The sequence below is a fragment of the Frankia sp. CoBUL1 genome, assembly GCF_978021245.1.
In genome coordinates, this window is the sequence record NZ_CDXDOS010000051.1 from 1 (window position 1) to 18,190 (window position 18,190).

The 18,190-nt window shown below is 70.3% G+C and carries 16 protein-coding genes; 9 read left to right on the plus strand and 7 right to left on the minus strand.

The features are described 5' to 3' along the window. The first annotated feature begins 195 nt into the window (after positions 1-195). The 3 genes from AC08OX_RS06555 to AC08OX_RS06565 all read left to right on the plus strand — a co-directional run bounded on the left by AC08OX_RS06555 (position 196) and on the right by AC08OX_RS06565 (position 3,410). Positions 196-363, plus strand: coding sequence for a hypothetical protein (locus AC08OX_RS06555; RefSeq protein ID WP_476606991.1), 168 nt, complete (start codon positions 196-198; stop codon positions 361-363). A gap of 133 nt (positions 364-496) precedes the next feature. Beyond that, the gene (locus AC08OX_RS06560) at positions 497-1,726 is read left to right on the plus strand and encodes a pyridoxal phosphate-dependent aminotransferase (RefSeq protein ID WP_476606992.1); all 1,230 of its coding nucleotides are present in this window, start codon (positions 497-499) and stop codon (positions 1,724-1,726) included. A gap of 61 nt (positions 1,727-1,787) precedes the next feature. Continuing rightward, positions 1,788-3,410: a hypothetical protein gene (locus AC08OX_RS06565; RefSeq protein WP_476606993.1), complete on the plus strand. Its 1,623-nt coding sequence runs from the start codon at positions 1,788-1,790 to the stop codon at positions 3,408-3,410. On the opposite strand, the gene AC08OX_RS06570 is transcribed toward AC08OX_RS06565, so the two are convergent. Both AC08OX_RS06570 and AC08OX_RS06575 read right to left on the minus strand, forming a co-directional pair. After that, on the minus strand, positions 3,352-3,771 hold the full coding sequence (locus tag AC08OX_RS06570; protein WP_476606994.1) for a hypothetical protein: 420 nt from the start codon (positions 3,769-3,771) through the stop codon (positions 3,352-3,354). The two genes, AC08OX_RS06565 and AC08OX_RS06570, sit on opposite strands and share 59 nt — an antisense overlap. A 312-nt stretch (positions 3,772-4,083) precedes the next feature. Further along, a complete protein-coding gene (locus tag AC08OX_RS06575) occupies positions 4,084-4,179 on the minus strand; it encodes a hypothetical protein (RefSeq protein WP_476606995.1) in 96 nt (31 codons plus the stop codon). Positions 4,180-4,453: 274 nt separating this feature from the next. On the opposite strand from AC08OX_RS06575, the gene AC08OX_RS06580 reads away from it, so the two are divergent. Further along, positions 4,454-4,963, plus strand: coding sequence for a Fur family transcriptional regulator (locus AC08OX_RS06580; protein WP_476606996.1), 510 nt, complete (start codon positions 4,454-4,456; stop codon positions 4,961-4,963). Positions 4,964-5,117: 154 nt separating this feature from the next. Here the strand turns inward: AC08OX_RS06580 and AC08OX_RS06585 are convergent, their stop codons facing one another. After that, positions 5,118-6,017: a CapA family protein gene (locus AC08OX_RS06585; RefSeq protein ID WP_476606997.1), complete on the minus strand. Its 900-nt coding sequence runs from the start codon at positions 6,015-6,017 to the stop codon at positions 5,118-5,120. Between the two features lie 336 nt (positions 6,018-6,353). Then, positions 6,354-7,265 (minus strand): LLM class F420-dependent oxidoreductase, encoded by a 912-nt coding sequence (locus AC08OX_RS06590; RefSeq protein WP_476607004.1) that lies wholly within the window; start codon positions 7,263-7,265, stop codon positions 6,354-6,356. 126 nt (positions 7,266-7,391) lie between these two features. Between AC08OX_RS06590 and pdhA the strand changes: the two genes are divergently transcribed. From pdhA to AC08OX_RS06610, 4 genes are all read left to right on the plus strand, one after another. Next, positions 7,392-8,606 (plus strand): pyruvate dehydrogenase (acetyl-transferring) E1 component subunit alpha, encoded by a 1,215-nt coding sequence (pdhA, locus tag AC08OX_RS06595; RefSeq protein ID WP_476607005.1) that lies wholly within the window; start codon positions 7,392-7,394, stop codon positions 8,604-8,606. Next, complete coding sequence (locus AC08OX_RS06600; RefSeq protein ID WP_476606998.1) at positions 8,603-9,664, plus strand: alpha-ketoacid dehydrogenase subunit beta; 1,062 nt, start codon at positions 8,603-8,605, stop codon at positions 9,662-9,664. The genes pdhA and AC08OX_RS06600 overlap by 4 nt, the downstream gene beginning before the upstream one ends. A gap of 52 nt (positions 9,665-9,716) precedes the next feature. Then, positions 9,717-11,102 carry a dihydrolipoamide acetyltransferase family protein gene (locus tag AC08OX_RS06605; RefSeq protein ID WP_476606999.1) on the plus strand — a complete coding sequence of 462 codons (1,386 nt, stop codon included), beginning with the start codon at positions 9,717-9,719 and terminating at the stop codon, positions 11,100-11,102. Between the two features lie 130 nt (positions 11,103-11,232). Then, positions 11,233-11,469 (plus strand): hypothetical protein, encoded by a 237-nt coding sequence (locus AC08OX_RS06610; RefSeq protein WP_011434531.1) that lies wholly within the window; start codon positions 11,233-11,235, stop codon positions 11,467-11,469. Between the two features lie 121 nt (positions 11,470-11,590). Here the strand turns inward: AC08OX_RS06610 and AC08OX_RS06615 are convergent, their stop codons facing one another. Then, positions 11,591-11,977, minus strand: a complete 387-nt coding sequence (locus tag AC08OX_RS06615; protein ID WP_476607000.1) for a hypothetical protein — start codon at positions 11,975-11,977, stop codon at positions 11,591-11,593. 63 nt (positions 11,978-12,040) lie between these two features. Then, positions 12,041-13,885 (minus strand): acyl-CoA dehydrogenase, encoded by a 1,845-nt coding sequence (locus AC08OX_RS06620; RefSeq protein WP_476607001.1) that lies wholly within the window; start codon positions 13,883-13,885, stop codon positions 12,041-12,043. Positions 13,886-14,079: 194 nt separating this feature from the next. Between AC08OX_RS06620 and AC08OX_RS06625 the strand changes: the two genes are divergently transcribed. Further along, entirely contained in the window at positions 14,080-17,460 is a 3,381-nt protein-coding gene (locus tag AC08OX_RS06625; RefSeq protein ID WP_476607002.1) for a patatin-like protein, read from the plus strand. Between the two features lie 51 nt (positions 17,461-17,511). On the opposite strand, the gene AC08OX_RS06630 is transcribed toward AC08OX_RS06625, so the two are convergent. Next, on the minus strand, positions 17,512-18,048 hold the full coding sequence (locus tag AC08OX_RS06630; RefSeq protein WP_476607003.1) for a hypothetical protein: 537 nt from the start codon (positions 18,046-18,048) through the stop codon (positions 17,512-17,514). Positions 18,049-18,190: the final 142 nt, after the last annotated feature.

Sequence of the window (18,190 nt, forward strand, 5' to 3'; positions counted from 1 at the left end):
GATGCCCCAGCTGGCACCCCTTCTCTCGATCCCGCAGCCAGGCATGACCTAAGTAAACCTAACCTGATGCCAAGGAGATTCCATGGACGACGTCGTGCTCTGCCTGCCTCCAGACGCCGGTCGACGCATCGACCTCTCCACGTGTGCGCTTGCCGAACCGGATCTGATCAGTGCGTATTCACCTGATCTCACCAGATGCCGCAGCTTGCCCGGCGCGGGAAACCTGCGGCGACCGGTGACAAGATTGCCGGAGTGCAGGTGACTCCAGCTCCATCACAGGTCAAGATCGGTCTCATCGATGCGATCGGTCTCAAGGCGAATATCGTCAATCTTCGTGCCAAGGAGCGGCACGGCTCTCGGTGACCGGACAGGGATCAGTCGATCAGGCCGAACGAGCACGCAACCGTCGAGTTCGGAGTCACTCCCTCGGGGTGAACTCGCCGGCACGCCGCCGACCGGTCGAAAATCCGCTGGACAGCCCACCTACTCTGGGCAGATGGAGTTCACCCAGTCCGACAAGCTCGCCGACGTCTGCTACGACGTCCGTGGGCCTGTCCTCGACGAAGCGACCCGGCTGGAAGCTGCGGGGTCGCGCATCCTCAAGCTGAACATCGGCAATCCCGCGCCGTTCGGCTTCTCCGCACCGCCGGAGGTACTCGAGGCCGTCGTGGCAAACCTTGCGGATGCACAGGGTTACAGCGACTCCAAGGGACTACTCGCAGCCCGGGAAGCGGTCGTGCGCTATCACCTCCGCAAGGGGGTCACCGGCATCGACCCCGGCGGGGTCTACCTCGGCAACGGCGTCTCCGAACTGATCATGATGTCGTTGCAGGCGTTGCTCAACAACGGCGACGAGGTGCTGCTCCCCGCGCCCGACTATCCACTGTGGACGGCCGTGGTCAGCCTGTGCGGTGGCCGGCCCGTGCACTACCTCTGCGACGAGTCCGCCGGCTGGGCGCCCGACCTCGACGACATCGCCGCCAAGGTCACCCCGCGGACACGAGCGATCGTCGTCATCAACCCGAACAACCCGACTGGTGCCGTCTACGACCGGCAGGTGCTGGAGAACATCGTCGAGGTCGCCCGCCGCCACCACCTGATGCTGCTGTCCGATGAGATCTACGACCGGATCCTCTACGAGGACGCCGAGCACATCGCGACCGCAGCGCTCGCGCCGGACCTGGTCTGCATGACCTTCAACGGGCTGTCGAAGTCCTATCGGCTGGCCGGGTTCCGGGCCGGGTGGATGGTGATGTCCGGTCCGCGCGGCCACGCCTCGAGCTACATCGAGGGAGTGAACATCCTCGCGAACATGCGCCTGTGCGCCAACGCGCCCGGGCAGTTCGCCACGGTCGCCGCCCTCACGGAGGACGGCGGCGCAGGGGATCTCGTCCTGCCCGGCGGCCGGCTGCGCGAACAACGAGACACGGTCGTGAAGCTCCTCAACGACATCCCCGGGGTGTCGTGCGTCCCGCCGCGGGGGGCGCTGTACGCCTTCCCCCGGCTGGACCCCGCCGTCTACCCGATCCGGGACGACGAGCGCTTCGTCCTCGATCTGCTGTTGGCCGAGAAGATCCTGCTCGTCCAGGGCAGCGGCTTCAACTGGCCGCATCCCGACCATGTCCGGATCGTGACCCTGCCCGCGGTGGACGATCTCACGGACGCTATCGGCCGGATCGATCGCTTCCTGGCCTCCTACAAACACCCCTCCCAACGACGGAACTGACGGAGCAATCGACACCATCGGGGAGGTTGTCCACAGGACGCCAGCGCCCTGTGGACAACCTGTGGAAAAACAGCATGGCGACGTCCTGCTCGTGGGTCTGCTGGTCGCCGCCACGATCGGGGTGCAGATCGCGCTGCGAGCCCGGATCGATCGTCCGCTCTGGTACGACGAGCTGTGGCGCCCGCACTTCGCGGGGGAACCGTGGCCGACGTTCTGGTCGGAGCTGACGGCGGCCAACACCCCGTCCTCGGTCGGCTCACTGGCACTGACCCGACTGACCGGGACCATCCTCGGCTGGCACAGCTGGTCGCTCCGGCTCGTCGGAGCGGGAATCTGGCTACCGCTTCTCGCTGCGGGCGGCTTCCTGCTCGCGCGGCGGTTCACCGGCCGGGTACCGGCCGTGGCCGCCACGGTGACGACCGCCCTCGCCGGCACCGTCGTCGACACCGGCACGCAGCTCAAGCCTTACGTCCTCGATGCGGTGGTCACCCTCGCGGTGGTCGCGCTGTGGACGGGACAGGCCACGCTCCCACGCCGGACCGCGGCCGGGGCGCTGGCGCTGCTGTCGCTGCCCGCAGTGTTTCTGCTGGTTCCCCTCGCTGGCTACGATCTGGTCCGCGCGGTGCCCCGACGCACCGTGGTGCGCACCGCCGGACGGGCGGGCCCCGCCCTCCTCCTGGCCGGCACCCACATGATGATCTTTGTGGCGCACCAGTCCAGCCAACGGGCGAGCCATTTCTGGGACGATCACTTCCTCGCCGGTCGAGGGATCCTTGGCGGCCTGCGGTTCACGCTCGAACAGACCGGCGCGATTCTCGGTGGCGTCCCGCCCGGGATCGACCGTTATGACCCCAATCTGGTGCACTCCCTCCTCCAGGGGCATCGCCTCCCGACGCTGCTCGTCGGGACGGCCACGGCGGTTGCGCTGGCGCTCGGAGTCCGGGTACTGCGCCGGCGCCCCGACGGGATGATCCTTATCGTCGCCTTGGTCGGCGCCGAACTGCTCCAACTCGCGGCCAGCGCCGGACGCTACTGGCCCTTCGGGGCCTGTCGGACCAACCTGTTTCTGGTTCCGTTGCTCACCATCATCGTTGCGGTCGGCGTCGCCGACCTGGCCCGCACGGCCCAGACAGCCAGGCTGGTCGGGCCGGCGCGGCTTCCCGCGGCCGTCGGCCTGATCGCGCTGGCGGTGATGCCGGTCTGCGCGGTCGGCGGGACCGTCACGCTGTGGGACGAACGCCACGATCCCCGTCCGATCGAGGCCATGGTCGACGCGACGATCGCCGCCCGCGCCGAGTATCGGGCGGGCGATCTCGTCATCGTCGGCGGCCGACTGGCACGGGCGGGCTGGCTCTACGCCATGGACCTCAGCGACGACGCGTCGTCCAGGGAACCGCCGGTCGGACCCCGGGTACCCCGATCGGCGACGACCTTCCTGAGCGTGATCGGGAAGGATGGCGCGGATGGCGCGATCCGCAGCCGCCCGCAACCGCCGAACCGGATCCTGCTGTTCATCCTCGCCTACGACCTCCGGGGCACGGCCGCCGAACTCGCGTCCCTGCGGCAGGCCGGATGGTGTGAGCAAGAGATCCGGACCTTTCCACTCACCGGCACCCTGCACGGCCTCACCCGCTGCGTCCCGACGCCTCGGGGGGACTCGCGGTCGCCATCGGCTGTCCGATGAGAGCGGCCAGCGCCCCCCATTCCCGGTCACCGTCCGCCAACGACGCCGCGATGCGCTGCTGCAGCACGCCGACCTGGATCCGGGTGCCATCGAAGAGCTGCTTGCAGGACGCCGCAGCGGCGGCGTAGTCCCTGCCGCCGGCATCGAACCGCGCCTGCGCGGCCACGGTCGGCGGTACCGGCGCGGTCAGCGCCGCCTGCGTGTCGGTGCCGAGGGAGATGCAGACGGGCTGCAGGGAAGCGCCGTCCTGGGCGGCCAGATACGCCCGGGCCGCCGCGACGTCCGTGGCGACCCGGGCCCGTAGACCCTCGCTGCCGTGGTACCAGGAGGCCAGCTCGGCAGAGTCGCTTGCGGTAGGCACAAAGTCGCTTGTGGTAGGCACAAAGTCGCTTGTGGTAGACACAGAGTCGCCAGTGGTGGACGCGGGCAGCCCGGACGCCGGATCCGCACCGCCCGCCAGGGTCGCTGCTCCCCCGCCGATCACCAGCACGATCGCGCCGAGGATGGCGAGCCGACTACCGAGGGGGTTCTGGAGCGGATCCGGTTCTCGCAACCACCCAGGTCGGCCGCTACGCCCCGCCATGCATCCCTCCGTCCTGGATCTACTCTGGGCGAAGGTTATGCCTCGGAGCGTTGCAGATCATCGGTGGGTGCGGCCGTCAGCGTGCGGCCGTCAGCAGTTGGCGAGTTCGGGCTTCTGGTTGAGCACCTGCGCTCCGATCGAGACGAAACGCCGGTACTGCTCACCACCGACGGAGTCGTGCCACACCCAGCGCCTCCAGGATGAAAACCATTGTCAATAATGACAAACGGACGCGTGCCCATTCCCGTCGACAGGCACGCCCAGCGCGACGAGGAGATGAGAAAGTGAGAACGTGGCCCGTACACCCCAAGAAGCTCATGGGTCCGAGCCGACCCCACGGCTGGCGCGCACCCCGGGCGGGACGGACGGCACAGTCGGGATGAGAGGCACGGACGGTAAGGGCGCCTCCGGCAACAGACTGAACCGACCAGACAGCCTGAACGGTGGCGAAGGGAGCAACGTGAGCACCGCGGGGAACGACACCAGGTCGGCCGGCGCGGGTCGGCCGGCCCGCGACCCCCGCAACCATCGGGATGAGACGGTGGAGCTCCGTCCGGCGCCGAGCCGGGGGACGGCCGTGCGTGCCACCCGGCAGGGCGACGCCGTCTCCGCCGCGCTTGCCGAGACCGACGCCTTTACCAGCGCTCAGGATCTGCACGCCCGGCTACGGGCGCAGGGCGCCGCGGTCGGGCTCACGACGGTGTACCGCCATCTGCAGGTGCTGGCCGACCGCGGCGAGGTCGACATGCTCCGCCGGGACGACGGTGAGACGGTCTACCGGCGCTGTGCCTCCGACGACCATCACCATCACCTCGTCTGCCGCTCCTGCGGCCGGACGGTGGAGATCGCGGGGCCGGAGATCGAGGCGTGGACCGCCAAGGTCGCCAACGCCGAGGGATTCGTCGACGTCGTGCACACCGTGGAGATCTACGGCACCTGCACCATCTGCGCGGCCCGACCAGCCACCTGAGCGAGGTTCCCGGCGGAGCAGGGGGCGCGCAGCGGAGCCACAGTGCGCGCAGCGGAGCAGGGGCGCGCAGCGGAGCAGGGGGCCGTCGCCGAGAGGCCGGTGCAGGCGCGCAGAGCGTTCCAACTCGCCAGGGCCCGGGCTCCCGCGGCACCGGTCACCGGCTGGGGGATGCCCCCACGATCCGGGCGGGTAGCCAGGCGGCGGCCGTGACCGCCCGGCCGGCGACGGTCAGTTCCAGCACCCCGGACTCGGTGTTCCGGCCGGCGCCGGAGGAATAGAACACAAAGTTCCCCAACCCGTAGCCGACGTACACTCCATCGGAGTTCCATCCGGCGCCCAGCAGAACGTGGGCGTGGCTCCCGATGACGACGTCCGCGCCCGCGGCCGCCAGCCGGGGGAGCAGGGCGCGCTGTGCCTCGTTGGGGCACTGCTGCTGCTCGGTCCCCCAGTGCAGGAAGACGATGACCGTGTCCGCCGCGGCCCGCACGGCCCGCACGGCCCACACCAGCCGATCGACCTCCTTGGCCGATGCCAGGCCGGGCTTGTGCGGACCCGCCGTCCAGGCCGCGATCAACTCGTCGTCGAGCACCTGGGTGGCCCCGAGGACGGCGATACGCTGCCCCTTGACCGTCGTCGTGTACGGGGCGTACGCGGCGGTGTCGTCCACGCCGATGCCGACGAGCGGGAAGTGCGCCTCCCGGGCGTAACGCAGCGAATCCTGCAGGCCTTCGATGCCGTAGTCCATGCCGTGGTTGTTGGCCATCGTGACGACGTCGATGCCGGCCGCCCGCACCGCGGTGAACGCGGTGGGCGAAGCCCGGAACACATACGCCTTCTGGGCCGCGGTGCCACGGTCCGTCACCGCCGTCTCCAGGTTCGCGATCGCGAGATCGGCCGCGCTCAGGGCCGCCGACATGGGTCCGATCGCCGTCCGCGGATCGGCGGCGAGCCGCTGACCGGGAGCACCCGCGAAGTGGATGTCACCGCCGAAGGCGATGGTGACCGGCTGCCCCGTCGGCCGCCGCGGGCCGTCACCGACGGGGGCAGCTCCCACGGCTCCCACGGTGGCCGCGGCTGAGGCGGGGGGACCGGTGGTGACGGAAGCACCATCGGCATGAGTCGTCGGCATCGGCCTCGGACGGTCCTCGCCGTAGGGCACGGCACAGGCCGCGAACATGAATCCGACGATGACGGCGACGCCACCGGCGACGGCCGTGCGCCCGCGTCTGCACCGAACACGCCGAACACGCCGAACACGCCGGCTGACTGCACCCCGCTCCACCCCAGGCTCCCCCTCCGTGACAACCGCGCCACGACGAGCCACTCGCAAACCGGCCGCGTCCCGACCGTTCCCATGATCCCGAGCTCGACCGCCGCGGTCCGTCCGAGGTCAGAGTGCCGACAGCACCGGTGCCAGTTCGCGCCACTGCCGACGCGGCAGCCCACGGCGCTCGAAGTCAAGCACCTGCACGGCCACCTGATCGGCCCCGGCGTCGAGATGCTCCTTGATCCGCCCGAGCAGGACGTCCGCGTCCCCCCAGGGGACGATCGTGTCGACCAGGCGGTCCGAGCCCGAGCCGGCGAGATCGTCGTCGTCGAACCCGAAGCGCCGCAGGTTCGTCGTGTAGTTCGGCAGCCGAAGATAGGACCCGGTGTGCCGGCGGGCGAGCTCACGGGCCTGTTCCGGATCGGTGTGCAAGACGAACGCCTGCTCGGGGACGAGCAGCTTGCCGGGCCCAAGGATGTCCCGGGCGGCAGCGGTGTGCTCGGGTGGCACGAAATAGGTGTGGGCGCCGTCGGCCCGGTCCCGGGCGAGGCCGAGCATCTTCGGACCGAGCGCGGCGAGCACCCGTGGCGGGACACCGGGAGGTGGCACGGCCCGGTACTGCTCGACCGCCATCCGGTCCATCTCGTCGAGGTACGCCGCCATCTGGGCGAGTGGGCGCGTGTAGGAGGCGCCCCGGATGTGCATCAGCTCGGCGTGGGACACCCCGAGCCCGAGCAGGAACCGGTCCGGGTACGCCTCGGCGAGGGCCAGCTGACCGGCGGTCATGGTGAGTGGGTTACGGGCGAGGATCTGCGCGATCCCGGTCGCGATCGTCATCCGGGAGGTGGCCGCGAGCGCCAGAGCGGCGGTGACCAGCACCTCGCGCCCCTTGACCTCACCGGTCCACAACGTCGGATAACCGAGATCGTCGAGTTCCGCGACCGCCTCCCGGACGACCGCGGCCGGGGAGAAGTCGAACTGGCCACTCCAGATCCCCACCTTGCCGATCTCACGCCGGGCCGGCGGGCGGCTCATGTGCTGCGCACTCGTCACCGCGCAACCGTACCGAGCAGGAACGATGGTCACTCGTCACGGCGGGACCGTCGGATCCGGTTGCCACTGTCCGTCCAAGGTCTATCGTTGGCGAGTGTGACGGAGCTCATGCAGCTGCTCACCCCGGCCGGTCACCGGATCACCACCGCATCCACGACGACGGCGGCCGGACCCGATGCGCCGGGACCCGATGCGCCGGGACCCGATCCCTCCAGAGCCCGCGCCGGCGGGGTGGACGCCGCGGGAGCGGACCCGCCCCGGACAGCCGTCGATCTGGCCGCCCAGATCGCCGACCTGACCGACGACGACCTGTACGGGCTGTATCGGGACATGGTGTTCATCCGCCGGTTCGACGAGGAGGCGACCAGCCTGCAGCGCCAGGGCGAGCTGGGGCTGTGGGCGAGCCTGCGGGGCCAGGAGGCGGCCCAAGTCGGATCCGGCCGGGCGCTGAGGCCCGGCGACATGGTGTTCCCGTCGTACCGGGAACACGGGGTGGCCTGGTGCCGGGGAGTCAGGCCGAGGGAAATCCTGGCGATCTATCGCGGCACGACGCTCGGTGGCTGGGATCCGGGCACCCACGGGTGCGCCCTCTACTCGATCGTCGTGGGCTCGCAGGCGCTGCATGCCACCGGCTACGCGATGGGAATCGCCCGGGACGGCACCGACGACGCGGCTATTGCGTACTTCGGTGACGGGGCGTCAAGCGAGGGCGATGTCAGCGAGGCGTTCGGATGGGCGAGCGTGTTCGCCGCCCCGCTGGTGTTCTTCTGCCAGAACAACCAGTGGGCCATCTCGGCACCTGCCCGGCGCCAGAGCCGGATCGAGATCGTCCACCGGGCTGCGGGCTTCGGCTTCCCGGGCGTGCGGGTGGACGGCAACGACGTGCTGGCGTGTCTCGCGGTGACCCGGTGGGCCCTGGCGACCGCGCGTGCCGGGCGTGGTCCGGTGCTGGTGGAGGCCGTGACCTACCGGATGAATCCACACACCACGGCAGACGATCCCAGCCGCTACCGTCCGAAGGGTGAACTGGACATGTGGCGTCGGCGTGATCCGTTGGACCGGATGCGCGCCTACCTGACGGCGCGGGGCCTACTCACCGAGGAGAGTCTGCGGCAGCTGGCCATCGAGGCGGACTCCTTCGCGCACGAGCTGCGCGCGCAGTGCGTCGCGCTGCCGGATCCGATCCCGACCAGCCTGTTCGACCATGTGCAGGTGGCTGAGAATGAACTCGTGACGGCCCAGCGATCGGCGTTGGCGGCCATGTTCGACGTGGAGGGGCCCGGCGTGGAGGACGAGATGGGCGTACCCGAGGGGAACCGGTGACCAGCGGGGCCGTCGTCGCCGGGGAGCAGCGCTCCGACGAGGTCGGTGAGCGGGTTGCCCGCGCCCCGGTCACCATGGCCAAGGCGTTGAACCTCGGGCTGCGTTCGGCGATGGCAGCCGATCCCAAGGTTTTGATCATGGGGGAGGACGTCGGCAAGCTCGGCGGGGTCTTCCGGGTGACCGACGGGCTGCAACAGGAGTTCGGCGAGGCCAGGGTCATCGACACCCCACTGGCCGAGTCGGCGATCGTCGGCACGGCGATCGGGCTGGCCATGCGCGGTTACCGGCCGGTCTGTGAGATCCAGTTCGACGGGTTCGTCTATCCCGCGTTCGACCAGATCGTCAGCCAGCTCGCGAAGCTGCACTACCGGTCGGCCGGCCGGATCCGGCTGCCGGTGACGATCCGCATCCCCTTCGGCGGCGGGATCGGCGCCGTCGAACATCACAGTGAGTCGCCGGAAGCGTACTTCTGTCACACCGCCGGCCTGAAGGTTGTCGCCTGCTCGAACCCGGTCGACGCCCATCACATGATCCAGCAGGCCATCCGGTCCGACGATCCGGTGATCTTCCTCGAACCGAAACGGCGGTACTGGGAGAAGGGCGTGGTCGACCCGCGCCCCCTCTCCGAACTGCCCGCGGGCGAGCTCACCCAGCTGCACGCCAGCCGGGTCGTGCGCACCGGCACGGACGCGACCCTCGTCGGCTATGGTCCCACCGTACGGACCTGCCTCGACGCCGCCGAGATCAGCGCAGCGGACGACAGCCGGTCGCTGGAGGTCATCGACCTGCGGACGCTCTCACCCCTGAACCTGGAACCCGTGCTCGACTCGGTACGCCGGACCGGCCGGCTGGTCGTGGTCCATGAGGCACCGTCCAACGTCTCGGTGTCGGCCGAGGTCGCCGCGCGGGTGACGGAGCGGGCGTTCTACTCCCTGGAGGCGCCGGTCCTGCGGGTCACCGGCTTCGACACCCCGTATCCCCCGGCCCGCCTCGAAGATCACTACCTCCCCGACGTCGACCGCATCCTCGACGCCGTGGACCGTTCCTTCGCGTACTGAGCGTCCTGAGAAGCATGAGGACCGACCAACCGGCTATCTGACTGGGGTTACCGTGACGCAGCGACAGTTCCGGCTCCCTGACCTCGGCGAAGGTCTGACCGAGGCGGACATCGTCCGGTGGCTTGCCCAGGTCGGGGACACCGTCACGGTGAACCAGCCCCTCGTTGAGGTCGAGACCGCGAAGGCGGTCGTCGAGGTCCCCAGCCCGTTCGCCGGGATCCTGGTCGAGACCCACGGCGCCGAGGGAACGACCCTCGCGGTCGGCGCACCCCTGCTGACCATCCAGACCGCCGACACCGACGCCGACACCTACACCGACGCCGACACCAACGCCGACGGGACGGGTGCGAACAGCCTGCCGACATCCCGGGACGCTGGCAGCATCGAGCGCACCCCAGTCCTCGTGGGCTATGGACCGAGGACGGCCGAGAGCCGCCGGCGCCGCCCTCGACGACCACCTACGCCAGCCGGTCCGATCCACACAGCCGGTCCGATCCACACAGCCGGTCCGGTCCTCGCCAAACCGCCGGTCCGCAAGCTCGCCCGTGACCTCGGTGTCGACCTCGCATCCCTCGCCGGCACCGGCCCAGACGGCACGATCAGCCGGGCCGACGTCGAGGCCGCGGTGCGTGCCCCCGCCCGTACCGCGCCCCTCGCGGCGCCGCCCACGCGCGATGCCCCGCCGATCGGCGTCATCCCCGCCGGGGCCACCTTCTCCGCCGAGACGCGTACCTGGCACGTGCCTGTCACCGGCATCCGGCGGTCGATGGCGCAGGCGATGGTCGCCAGCGTCTCGGCAGCCCCGCACGTCACCGAGTTCCTCACCGTCGACGCGACGGCGACGATGGCCGCCCGGGACCGGATCACGGCGCTGCCGGAGTTCACCAGGATCAAGATCACCCCATTGCTGTTCGTCGCCAGAGCCCTGCTCATCGCCGTTCGCCGACATCCGATGATCAATTCATCCTGGGTCGAGGACGCGGGCGGTGGCCGGCCGGAGATACATGTGTACGACCGGGTGAACCTCGGCATCGCCGTGGCGGGCCCGCGTGGGCTCGTCGTGCCCACCATCCCGGATGCCGGCCGGCTCGACGTCGTCGGGCTGGCTCACGCCCTGGCCGGCCTCACCACCGCGGCGAGGGCGGACCGGCTCAGCCCCGCGGATCTGCGCGGCGGCACGATCACCATCACCAACGTCGGCGTCCTCGGCGTCGACATCGGCACCCCGATCCTGAACCCGGGCGAAGCTGCGATCCTCGCCCTGGGCTCGATCCGACCGATGCCCTGGGTGCACGAGGGCCAGCTCACCGTGCGTACGGTGGTACAGCTGGCACTCTCGTTCGACCATCGCATCGTCGACGGCGCGCTGGGCTCCGCGGTCCTCGCCGACGTGGGTGCCGTCATCACCGATCCCACGGTGGCACTCGCCTGGTCCTGATCGACTCATCGGATCCACCAGTTGGCCACAAACGGGCACACTGCACGCAAGAGGGGCACACAACGGCCCAGATTCCGCTCCCTGGTACGGTTGCGCCTCTGACCGGCTTCCGGCACAAAGAGGTGGAACCATGACGCGAGTGGAGGCACTGCAGGCCGCGGACGAGTTCGTCGCCAAGGTTCTGACCTCCGCCAACTCCAGCGGCCGGTTCACCGGCACGCTCAACCTGGCTGAGCGGGTCGACCTCACCCTACGAGTGGCTCGGTTTCTACTCGAGGGTCAGTCTTCCTCGGACGCCGACGACATCCTCAAGCGGGACATGCGCAACGAGCTCGATCAGGCGTTCCCGCCGCTACGCACCTCCTGAACCGACCATCCCGGCTCGCCCCCGCGGACGAGCGCCCGGCCGGGTTCCCTGGTCCGTCCCCACGGACCGTCCAGGGAACCGGACCGGGCGGTGGGCAGGCGGACCGGTGAACGAGCACGGTTCAGTGCGGCGACACGGGATGGTCCCCTTCGACGTGCACGTGGATGGCCGGCTGCCCGTCACCGCAGGTCGCCTCCGGATGGCGTGAGGGGTTCAGCCGACGATCCTCCTCGGGGGTCAGTCCCAGCTCGCGCCGGTGCGGGGCCTCGAACGGAGCGGACGGGTCGACGATGATGCCGTCATCGAGCGGCCTGGGCGCAGGCACGCCGTTCTCGACCGACTCTTCGACGATCTTCCTGCGCCACTGGTCGCGGTACAGGGTGAGGCCGAGCCCAATGGCGCTGACGCACATCAGGATGATGCCCACGGCCGTGATGTCGAGCCCGGACGGTTCGGAGCGGACCGCGAAGGCGAGGATGGCGCCGAGGGCCAAGAGTAAAAGACTCAACGGGATTCCCATACCGGTCCATATACCCTTCCGCGGCAAGAACGCAACCCCGCCGCGGCAACATCAGAACGCCTCCTCCGGCAGTTCCATGAGCCCGAGGCCGGTGGACTCCAGCGCTACCCGGCGCGCCGTCAACTCTGGTAGCACGTTGGCCGCGAACCAGCGCGCGGCGGCCACCTTGCCCTGGTAAAAGGCGGCGTCCCGAGCGGGCCGGGCCCCGGCGAGCGCCGGAGAATCCTGGGTCCGCAGGGCTACCTCGGCGCCGCGCAGGAGCAGCCATCCGATGATCAGGTCACCGAGGCTCATCAGCAGCCTCGTCGTATTCAGGCCGACCTTGTAGATCGCGGCGGCCTCCTCGGCGGCGGCGGTGAGGAACCCGACCAGCGAATTCACCATGCTCTGGACGTCCCCAAGGGCCACCCCCAGCGCCTCCCGCTCCGCCCGCAGCGCGCCGTTGCCGGCCTCGCCCTTCACGAACGTCTGGATCTCGCCCAGCACGGAGGCCAGCGCCTGCCCCTGGTCCCGGACGATTTTCCGGAAAAACAGGTCCTGGCCCTGGATCGACGTGGTGCCCTCGTAGAGAGTGTCGATCTTGGCATCGCGGATGTACTGCTCGATCGGATAGTCCTGCAGGTACCCGGAACCACCGAGGATCTGCAGTGAAGAGGCGAGCAACTCGTAGGACCGTTCGGAGCCGACCCCCTTGACGATCGGGAGCAGCAGGTCGTTGATGCGTTCGGCGAGCTCGTCGGCCTCCCCCCGCTCGCCGGCCAGCGCAACCCGGTCCTGGAACGTCGCGGTGTAGAGCACCAGTGAACGCATGCCCTCCGCATACACCTTCTGCATCATCAGCATCCGGCGGACATCCGGATGATGAATGATCGTGACACGCGGTGCCGTCTTGTCCGACGCGCGGGCCAGGTCCGCACCCTGGACGCGGGTGCGGGCGAACTCGAGCGCGTTGAGATATCCGGTGGACAGCGTGGCGATGGCCTTGCTGCCCACCATCATCCGGGCGTACTCGATCACCTGGAACATCTGGGCGATGCCCTCGTGGACGTCGCCGACCAGCCAACCGACCGCCGGCGCCCGCTCACCGAACCGCAGCTCGCAGGTGGCGGAGACCTTCAGGCCCATCTTCTTCTCGATGTTCGTCACGTAGACGCCGTTACGGGCGCCGGGCGTGCCGGTCCGCGGATCGGGCATGAACTTCGGCACCACGAACATCGACAGGCCTTTACTCCCCGGGCCGTGCCCCTCCGGCCGGGCGAGCACGAGGTGGATGATGTTCTCCGGGACATCCCAGTCCCCGTTGGTGATGAACCGCTTCACGCCCTCGATGTGCCAGGTGCCGTCGGGCTGCTCGATCGCCCTGGTACGACCGGCCCCGACGTCGGAACCCGCGTCCGGCTCGGTGAGCACCATCGTCGCGCCCCAGTGCCGTTCGATGGCGAACTCGGCGAGCTGGCGCTGCCATTCGTTGCCGAGCCGGTGCAGGATCGCCGCGAACGTCGGGCCGGCCATGTACATGAAGATGGCCGGGTTCGCTCCGAGCAGCAGCTCCGAGGCCGCCCACGCGACGGTCGGGGACGCACCCAGCCCACCCAGGTGCGGCGGAAGGTAGAGCCGCCACCACTCACCGTCCAGAACGGCCTGGTAGGACTTCTTGAACGACTCCGGCAGGGTCACCGACCCGGTCGCCGGATCCAGGGTCGGCGGATGACGGTCGGCGTCGGTGAAGGACTCGGCAACAGGTCCGGAGGCGAGGTGATCGAGCTCGGCCAGCACCTCGCGCGCGGTCTCGGCGTCCATCTCCCCGAAGGGACCGGTGCCGAGCGTGCGATCGACCCCGAACACCTCGAACAGGTTGAACTCGATGTCTCGCAGATTGCTCCGGTAGTGGCCCATCAACGGCTCCTTCCCGGGACCGCCGGACACCGTGATCGGCCGATGCCGACTAGCTACTCGTGAGTACGTTGTTCCCATGCTACTCACGAGTAACCCGTTGACAAGAGTGGCGGCTGGGAAGAAGTCGTCGCGATCCAACTTTTCTCCGACAAACGGGGAAGACCCGGGGCCGGGCACGTCTACTCTTGCCACTCATGCGCGACCCGGCCACCCAGGAGGTACGGCTCGCGGTCGTCATGACCGGTGGCGCGAGCCTCGCCGTCTGGATGGGCGGGGTCGCCACCGAGATCAACCTTGCGACCAGCCCGGACCGTGACCGGGCCGACGACGCGGACGACGCGGACGACGCCGTCGCTGCCCGTTACGCCCGGCTGGCGGCCATCCTCGACGTCGAGGTCAGTGTGGACGTACTCGCCGGCACCTCGGCCGGTGGCATCAACGCCGCCATGCTGGGCTACGCGAACACCCACCACGCCGATCTCACCCCGCTGCGGGACCTGTGGCTGTCCCTCGGCTCGTTTGACGCGCTCATGCGCACCCCCCACGAGAAGACGTATCCCTCGCTGCTGCACGGGGACACCGCCGTGCTGCCCGCGCTGCACACCGCCTTGACAGCGGTGGGGGAGACGGCCCGAGCCGGCATGGCCCGAGCCAGCATGGACCGCCCGACATCGGTCTTCATCACTACGACGATCCTGCGCGGCGAGGTCGCCGAGCACGCCGACTCACTCGGCGGCACCATGTACGACGTCGACCACCGGGGCCTGTTCGCCTTCGGCACGCAGGACCTGACCGACCCTGGCGCGGTCCCCCGTCTCGCCCTGGCCGCACGGGCCAGTTCCGCCTTTCCGGGCGCCTTCGAGCCGGCCTACGTGCCGGTGGGGCACGCCGTCGACGCCGCGCACCCGGACATGGCCCGCTACGTCAACGCTTCCCACGGATTCCACGCCTCGGACGGCGGGATCCTGGTCAACCGCCCGATCGGACCGGCGCTGGCGGCCATCTTCGACCGGCCCGCCGAACGCCAAGTCCGTCGCGTGCTCGCCTACGTCGTACCCTCGCCGCGGATGTCGGTACCGACGAATCCGGCGGTACCGACGAATCCGGCGGCAGCAACCAGAACGTCCACACCGCCCGCCCTGCCTGCGCCACCCATGGTGATCCCCACGCTCCTCCAGGTGCTCGGCGCGGCGCTGAACCAGTCGATCGGTACGGATCTGGCGACGCTACGCGACCACAACAGCGCCGTACGCGGTACGCGGGCGAACCGGCGACGGCTGCTGCGCCTCGCCCCGGCCGGTGGTCCCCGATTAGCGGACGAGAGCGTCTATGACGCCTACCGCCGCAGCCTGGCAGAGGAGATCGCCCCACCGGTGATCGAGGCGCTGCTGCGCGTCCTCGGTGGTCGGTTCGACCTGCCCCGTCCCCCGGACACCGACGCGCTGCGCACCGACGCGGCCGGACCCGCCCGGATGACGAACGCCGCGGTCAACGCCGTGGTCCAGATGCTTCCCGACCGGCTGCCGACCACGGCCGACCTCGCCGACCTGTGGCGACTGGGCCGACCCGCGCTCGACGCCGCCAAGGGCCTGCTGATCAACATGATCAACGAAGGGTACGTCCTCTCCCCCGAGCCGGCGGACCGGATCCGACTCGCCCGGCTCGCGGCGGCCGTGCACGGCGCATCGCACGCCACCATCCGGAACACCGCCACCACCGCCACCACCGACACCACAGCCACCACAGCCACCACAGCCACCACAGCCCTGCGGCCCGGCGTCTTCACGACGGTCAGCGAGACCCTCGGTGCGATGGCCGGGGCACCGCTGCTCGACGTCATCGCCGAGTCTGCCCGCCGCTGGTTGCGGACCGACCCGGAGGGCGACGCGGGGCAGGACGAGCTCACCCGGGCCTGGCGCTCCCTGGAGCGGATGATCGAGACCCTGCGGACCGAGCTCACCGATCTCGTGGACCGGCGGTCCCCCGCGGCCCCGCCTCCGGCGGGACCAGAGACCAGGCCCGAGGGTCTCAGCATCGGCCAGCGCCGGGCGGTGGCGGCCCGGACCCTCGCGGACTTCGTCGGGTACCTCCCGTCGACTCCCGCGGACGCCCTGATCGCCGTGCTCGACGTGCACCTGGTCGAACGAAGCACCGGCGCCGCAGTCCTCGATCAACCGGTTGAGCTCGTCCAGATCAGCGCGGATCTACCGAACCGCCTCGATCCCGCCCGCGCACTGGCCGAGGAGAAGATCACAGGCCTGCAGCTGGGAAACTTCGGCGCCTTCGCGAAGTCCTCGTGGCGGGCCAACGACTGGATGTGGGGACGGCTGGACGGTGCGGGCTGGCTGGTCCGGATCATGCTGGATCCACGCCGGCTCGTGATCCGCCGGGACACCGCCGTCCCCGCCGGTCACGCCCACGCCGCGGCGCTGGCCCGCCGGGGCTGGCTGGTGGATCTGGTCGACGATCTCACCGAGGTGGCCGGCATCCCGGCGCCGCGGGAGGTACTCGACGAGCTTGGCTTTCTGACCGATCCGGACGCCCCCGTGCCGCCGAACCTTCCGGTCACGGCGACCTGGGTCGCCGCCGGCATCCAACGGGACATCGCGGCCAAGGAGCTGGTGGGGGTCGCCGAGGCGGTGCGGCGCGACAACAAGGCCGGGGTCGATCCGCGGCCCACCGCCGACTTCCTCGCCGCCGTCGACCGGGCCCTGACCGTGGAACCGAGCCGGCCCGGGACGACGACCGGACCGGGGGCCTCGGCGGTACCGGAAGAGACAGGCTCCCCGAACCTGGACGAGCCGCGCAGCGCCGAGGTCATCTCGCTGGCCGCGGCCGTGGCCGCCAGGATCGCCGCGGGACAGACCGGTGCCCACCGGCCTGCCGGCGTCGACAGTGCGGCTCTGGCGCGCCGACCGCCCCGGCCACCCGGGCTCAGCGGCGTCCCCGTCACGCCCGGCGCGCTGCCCCCGCGAGCGGTGGACAAGGTACTTGGGGCCTGCCGCGTCTCGGACGAGCGCATCACCGACGCGGCGCAGGGCCCGGTTCTGGTGACCGCCCTAGCCCAGATCGTGGCCGTGGTCGTCGCCTGGGCCGCATCGACCCGCCGGCTGCCACGGCCCCTGCGGCCGGTCGCGTTCCTCTCCCGGGCCGTCACCCGTCTCGCCTTCGAGATGATCCGGGATGTCACGCACGGCCGGCGGCGGATGACGATCGCGGTGGGAACAGCGCTGGTCGGCCTCGGCACGGCCGGCGGGCTGGCCGGTTCGGGCATCGTCGGCGGCCTGGGGATCGTCGTCGGCCTGATCGGCCTGCTGATGATCGGACTTACCGGCTGGCGGCACCTGCCCGGAGGACTGGCGGTCGTGGGAGCGGGGCTCATCGCGGTGTTCGCGGCGGCCGGTGTCGTTCCGGTGATCCATGACCGGCTCTTCCCCTGGCTACACGACGATGTCGTGCCCTACCTGGCCGATCATCCGTGGGCATGGGCGACCGTCTTCGGAGCCCTGGTGCTGCCGGCTCTCTGGTCCGTCGCCGAGGCCCTCACCACCCGCCGGGCCCGCCGCAACGGCTGATCATCCCGGCGGCATCGGTGACCTGGCGGCTCGGTGACCTGGTGACGTAGTTCAGGAGATGTCGGACCAGGTCAGGGTGCCCGTCGGGTCCCGAAGGCAGGACACCGGGCGGCCGGCGGAGTCCTGGACGATGCGCCCGACGTCCTCGGGGCCGCAGTTCCCGCCCTCATCCGGCCGAGCCGCGGGAGCCGGGGCGGGCGCCTCCGTGGACCATCGACCGATGCCGGCCGGGCCGGTCCCGCCGACGGGCGCACAGAACAGCACAAGGCCGTTGACGGCGGTCGCGGGCGAGGTGTCCTCGGCGGGGGAACAGGCCTCTCCGACGAAGACGGAGGATGCTCGCGGAGTCGGCACCAGCAGTGACGCGACACCGTCCGGGGCGGCGGAGGTTCCGGAGGGACCCGGCGCCCGTGAGACGTCAGGCGTCGCAGCCGCGGCGGAGGTCCCGAGCGCACCCGGGCCGCCCGGGTCCTGAGACGACGCACTCGGCGTGACCACCGAGCCCGGCCGGGCGGCCGAGCCGCCGGACCCGCTCGACCCCGGCTCCGAGCATCCGACGACCAGCGCGAGCAACAGCCCTCCGGCCACGGTCAGGCCGAGACGGCCACGGCCTCGAAGACCACCACGGCCTCGAAGACCGCCATACACGGCGTACCTCCCGTCGCACCTCGGGAGCCGGAGTCATACCCCGGTCCAGGCCGCCCGATCTCAAGACCTGTGTTCCAGCTTA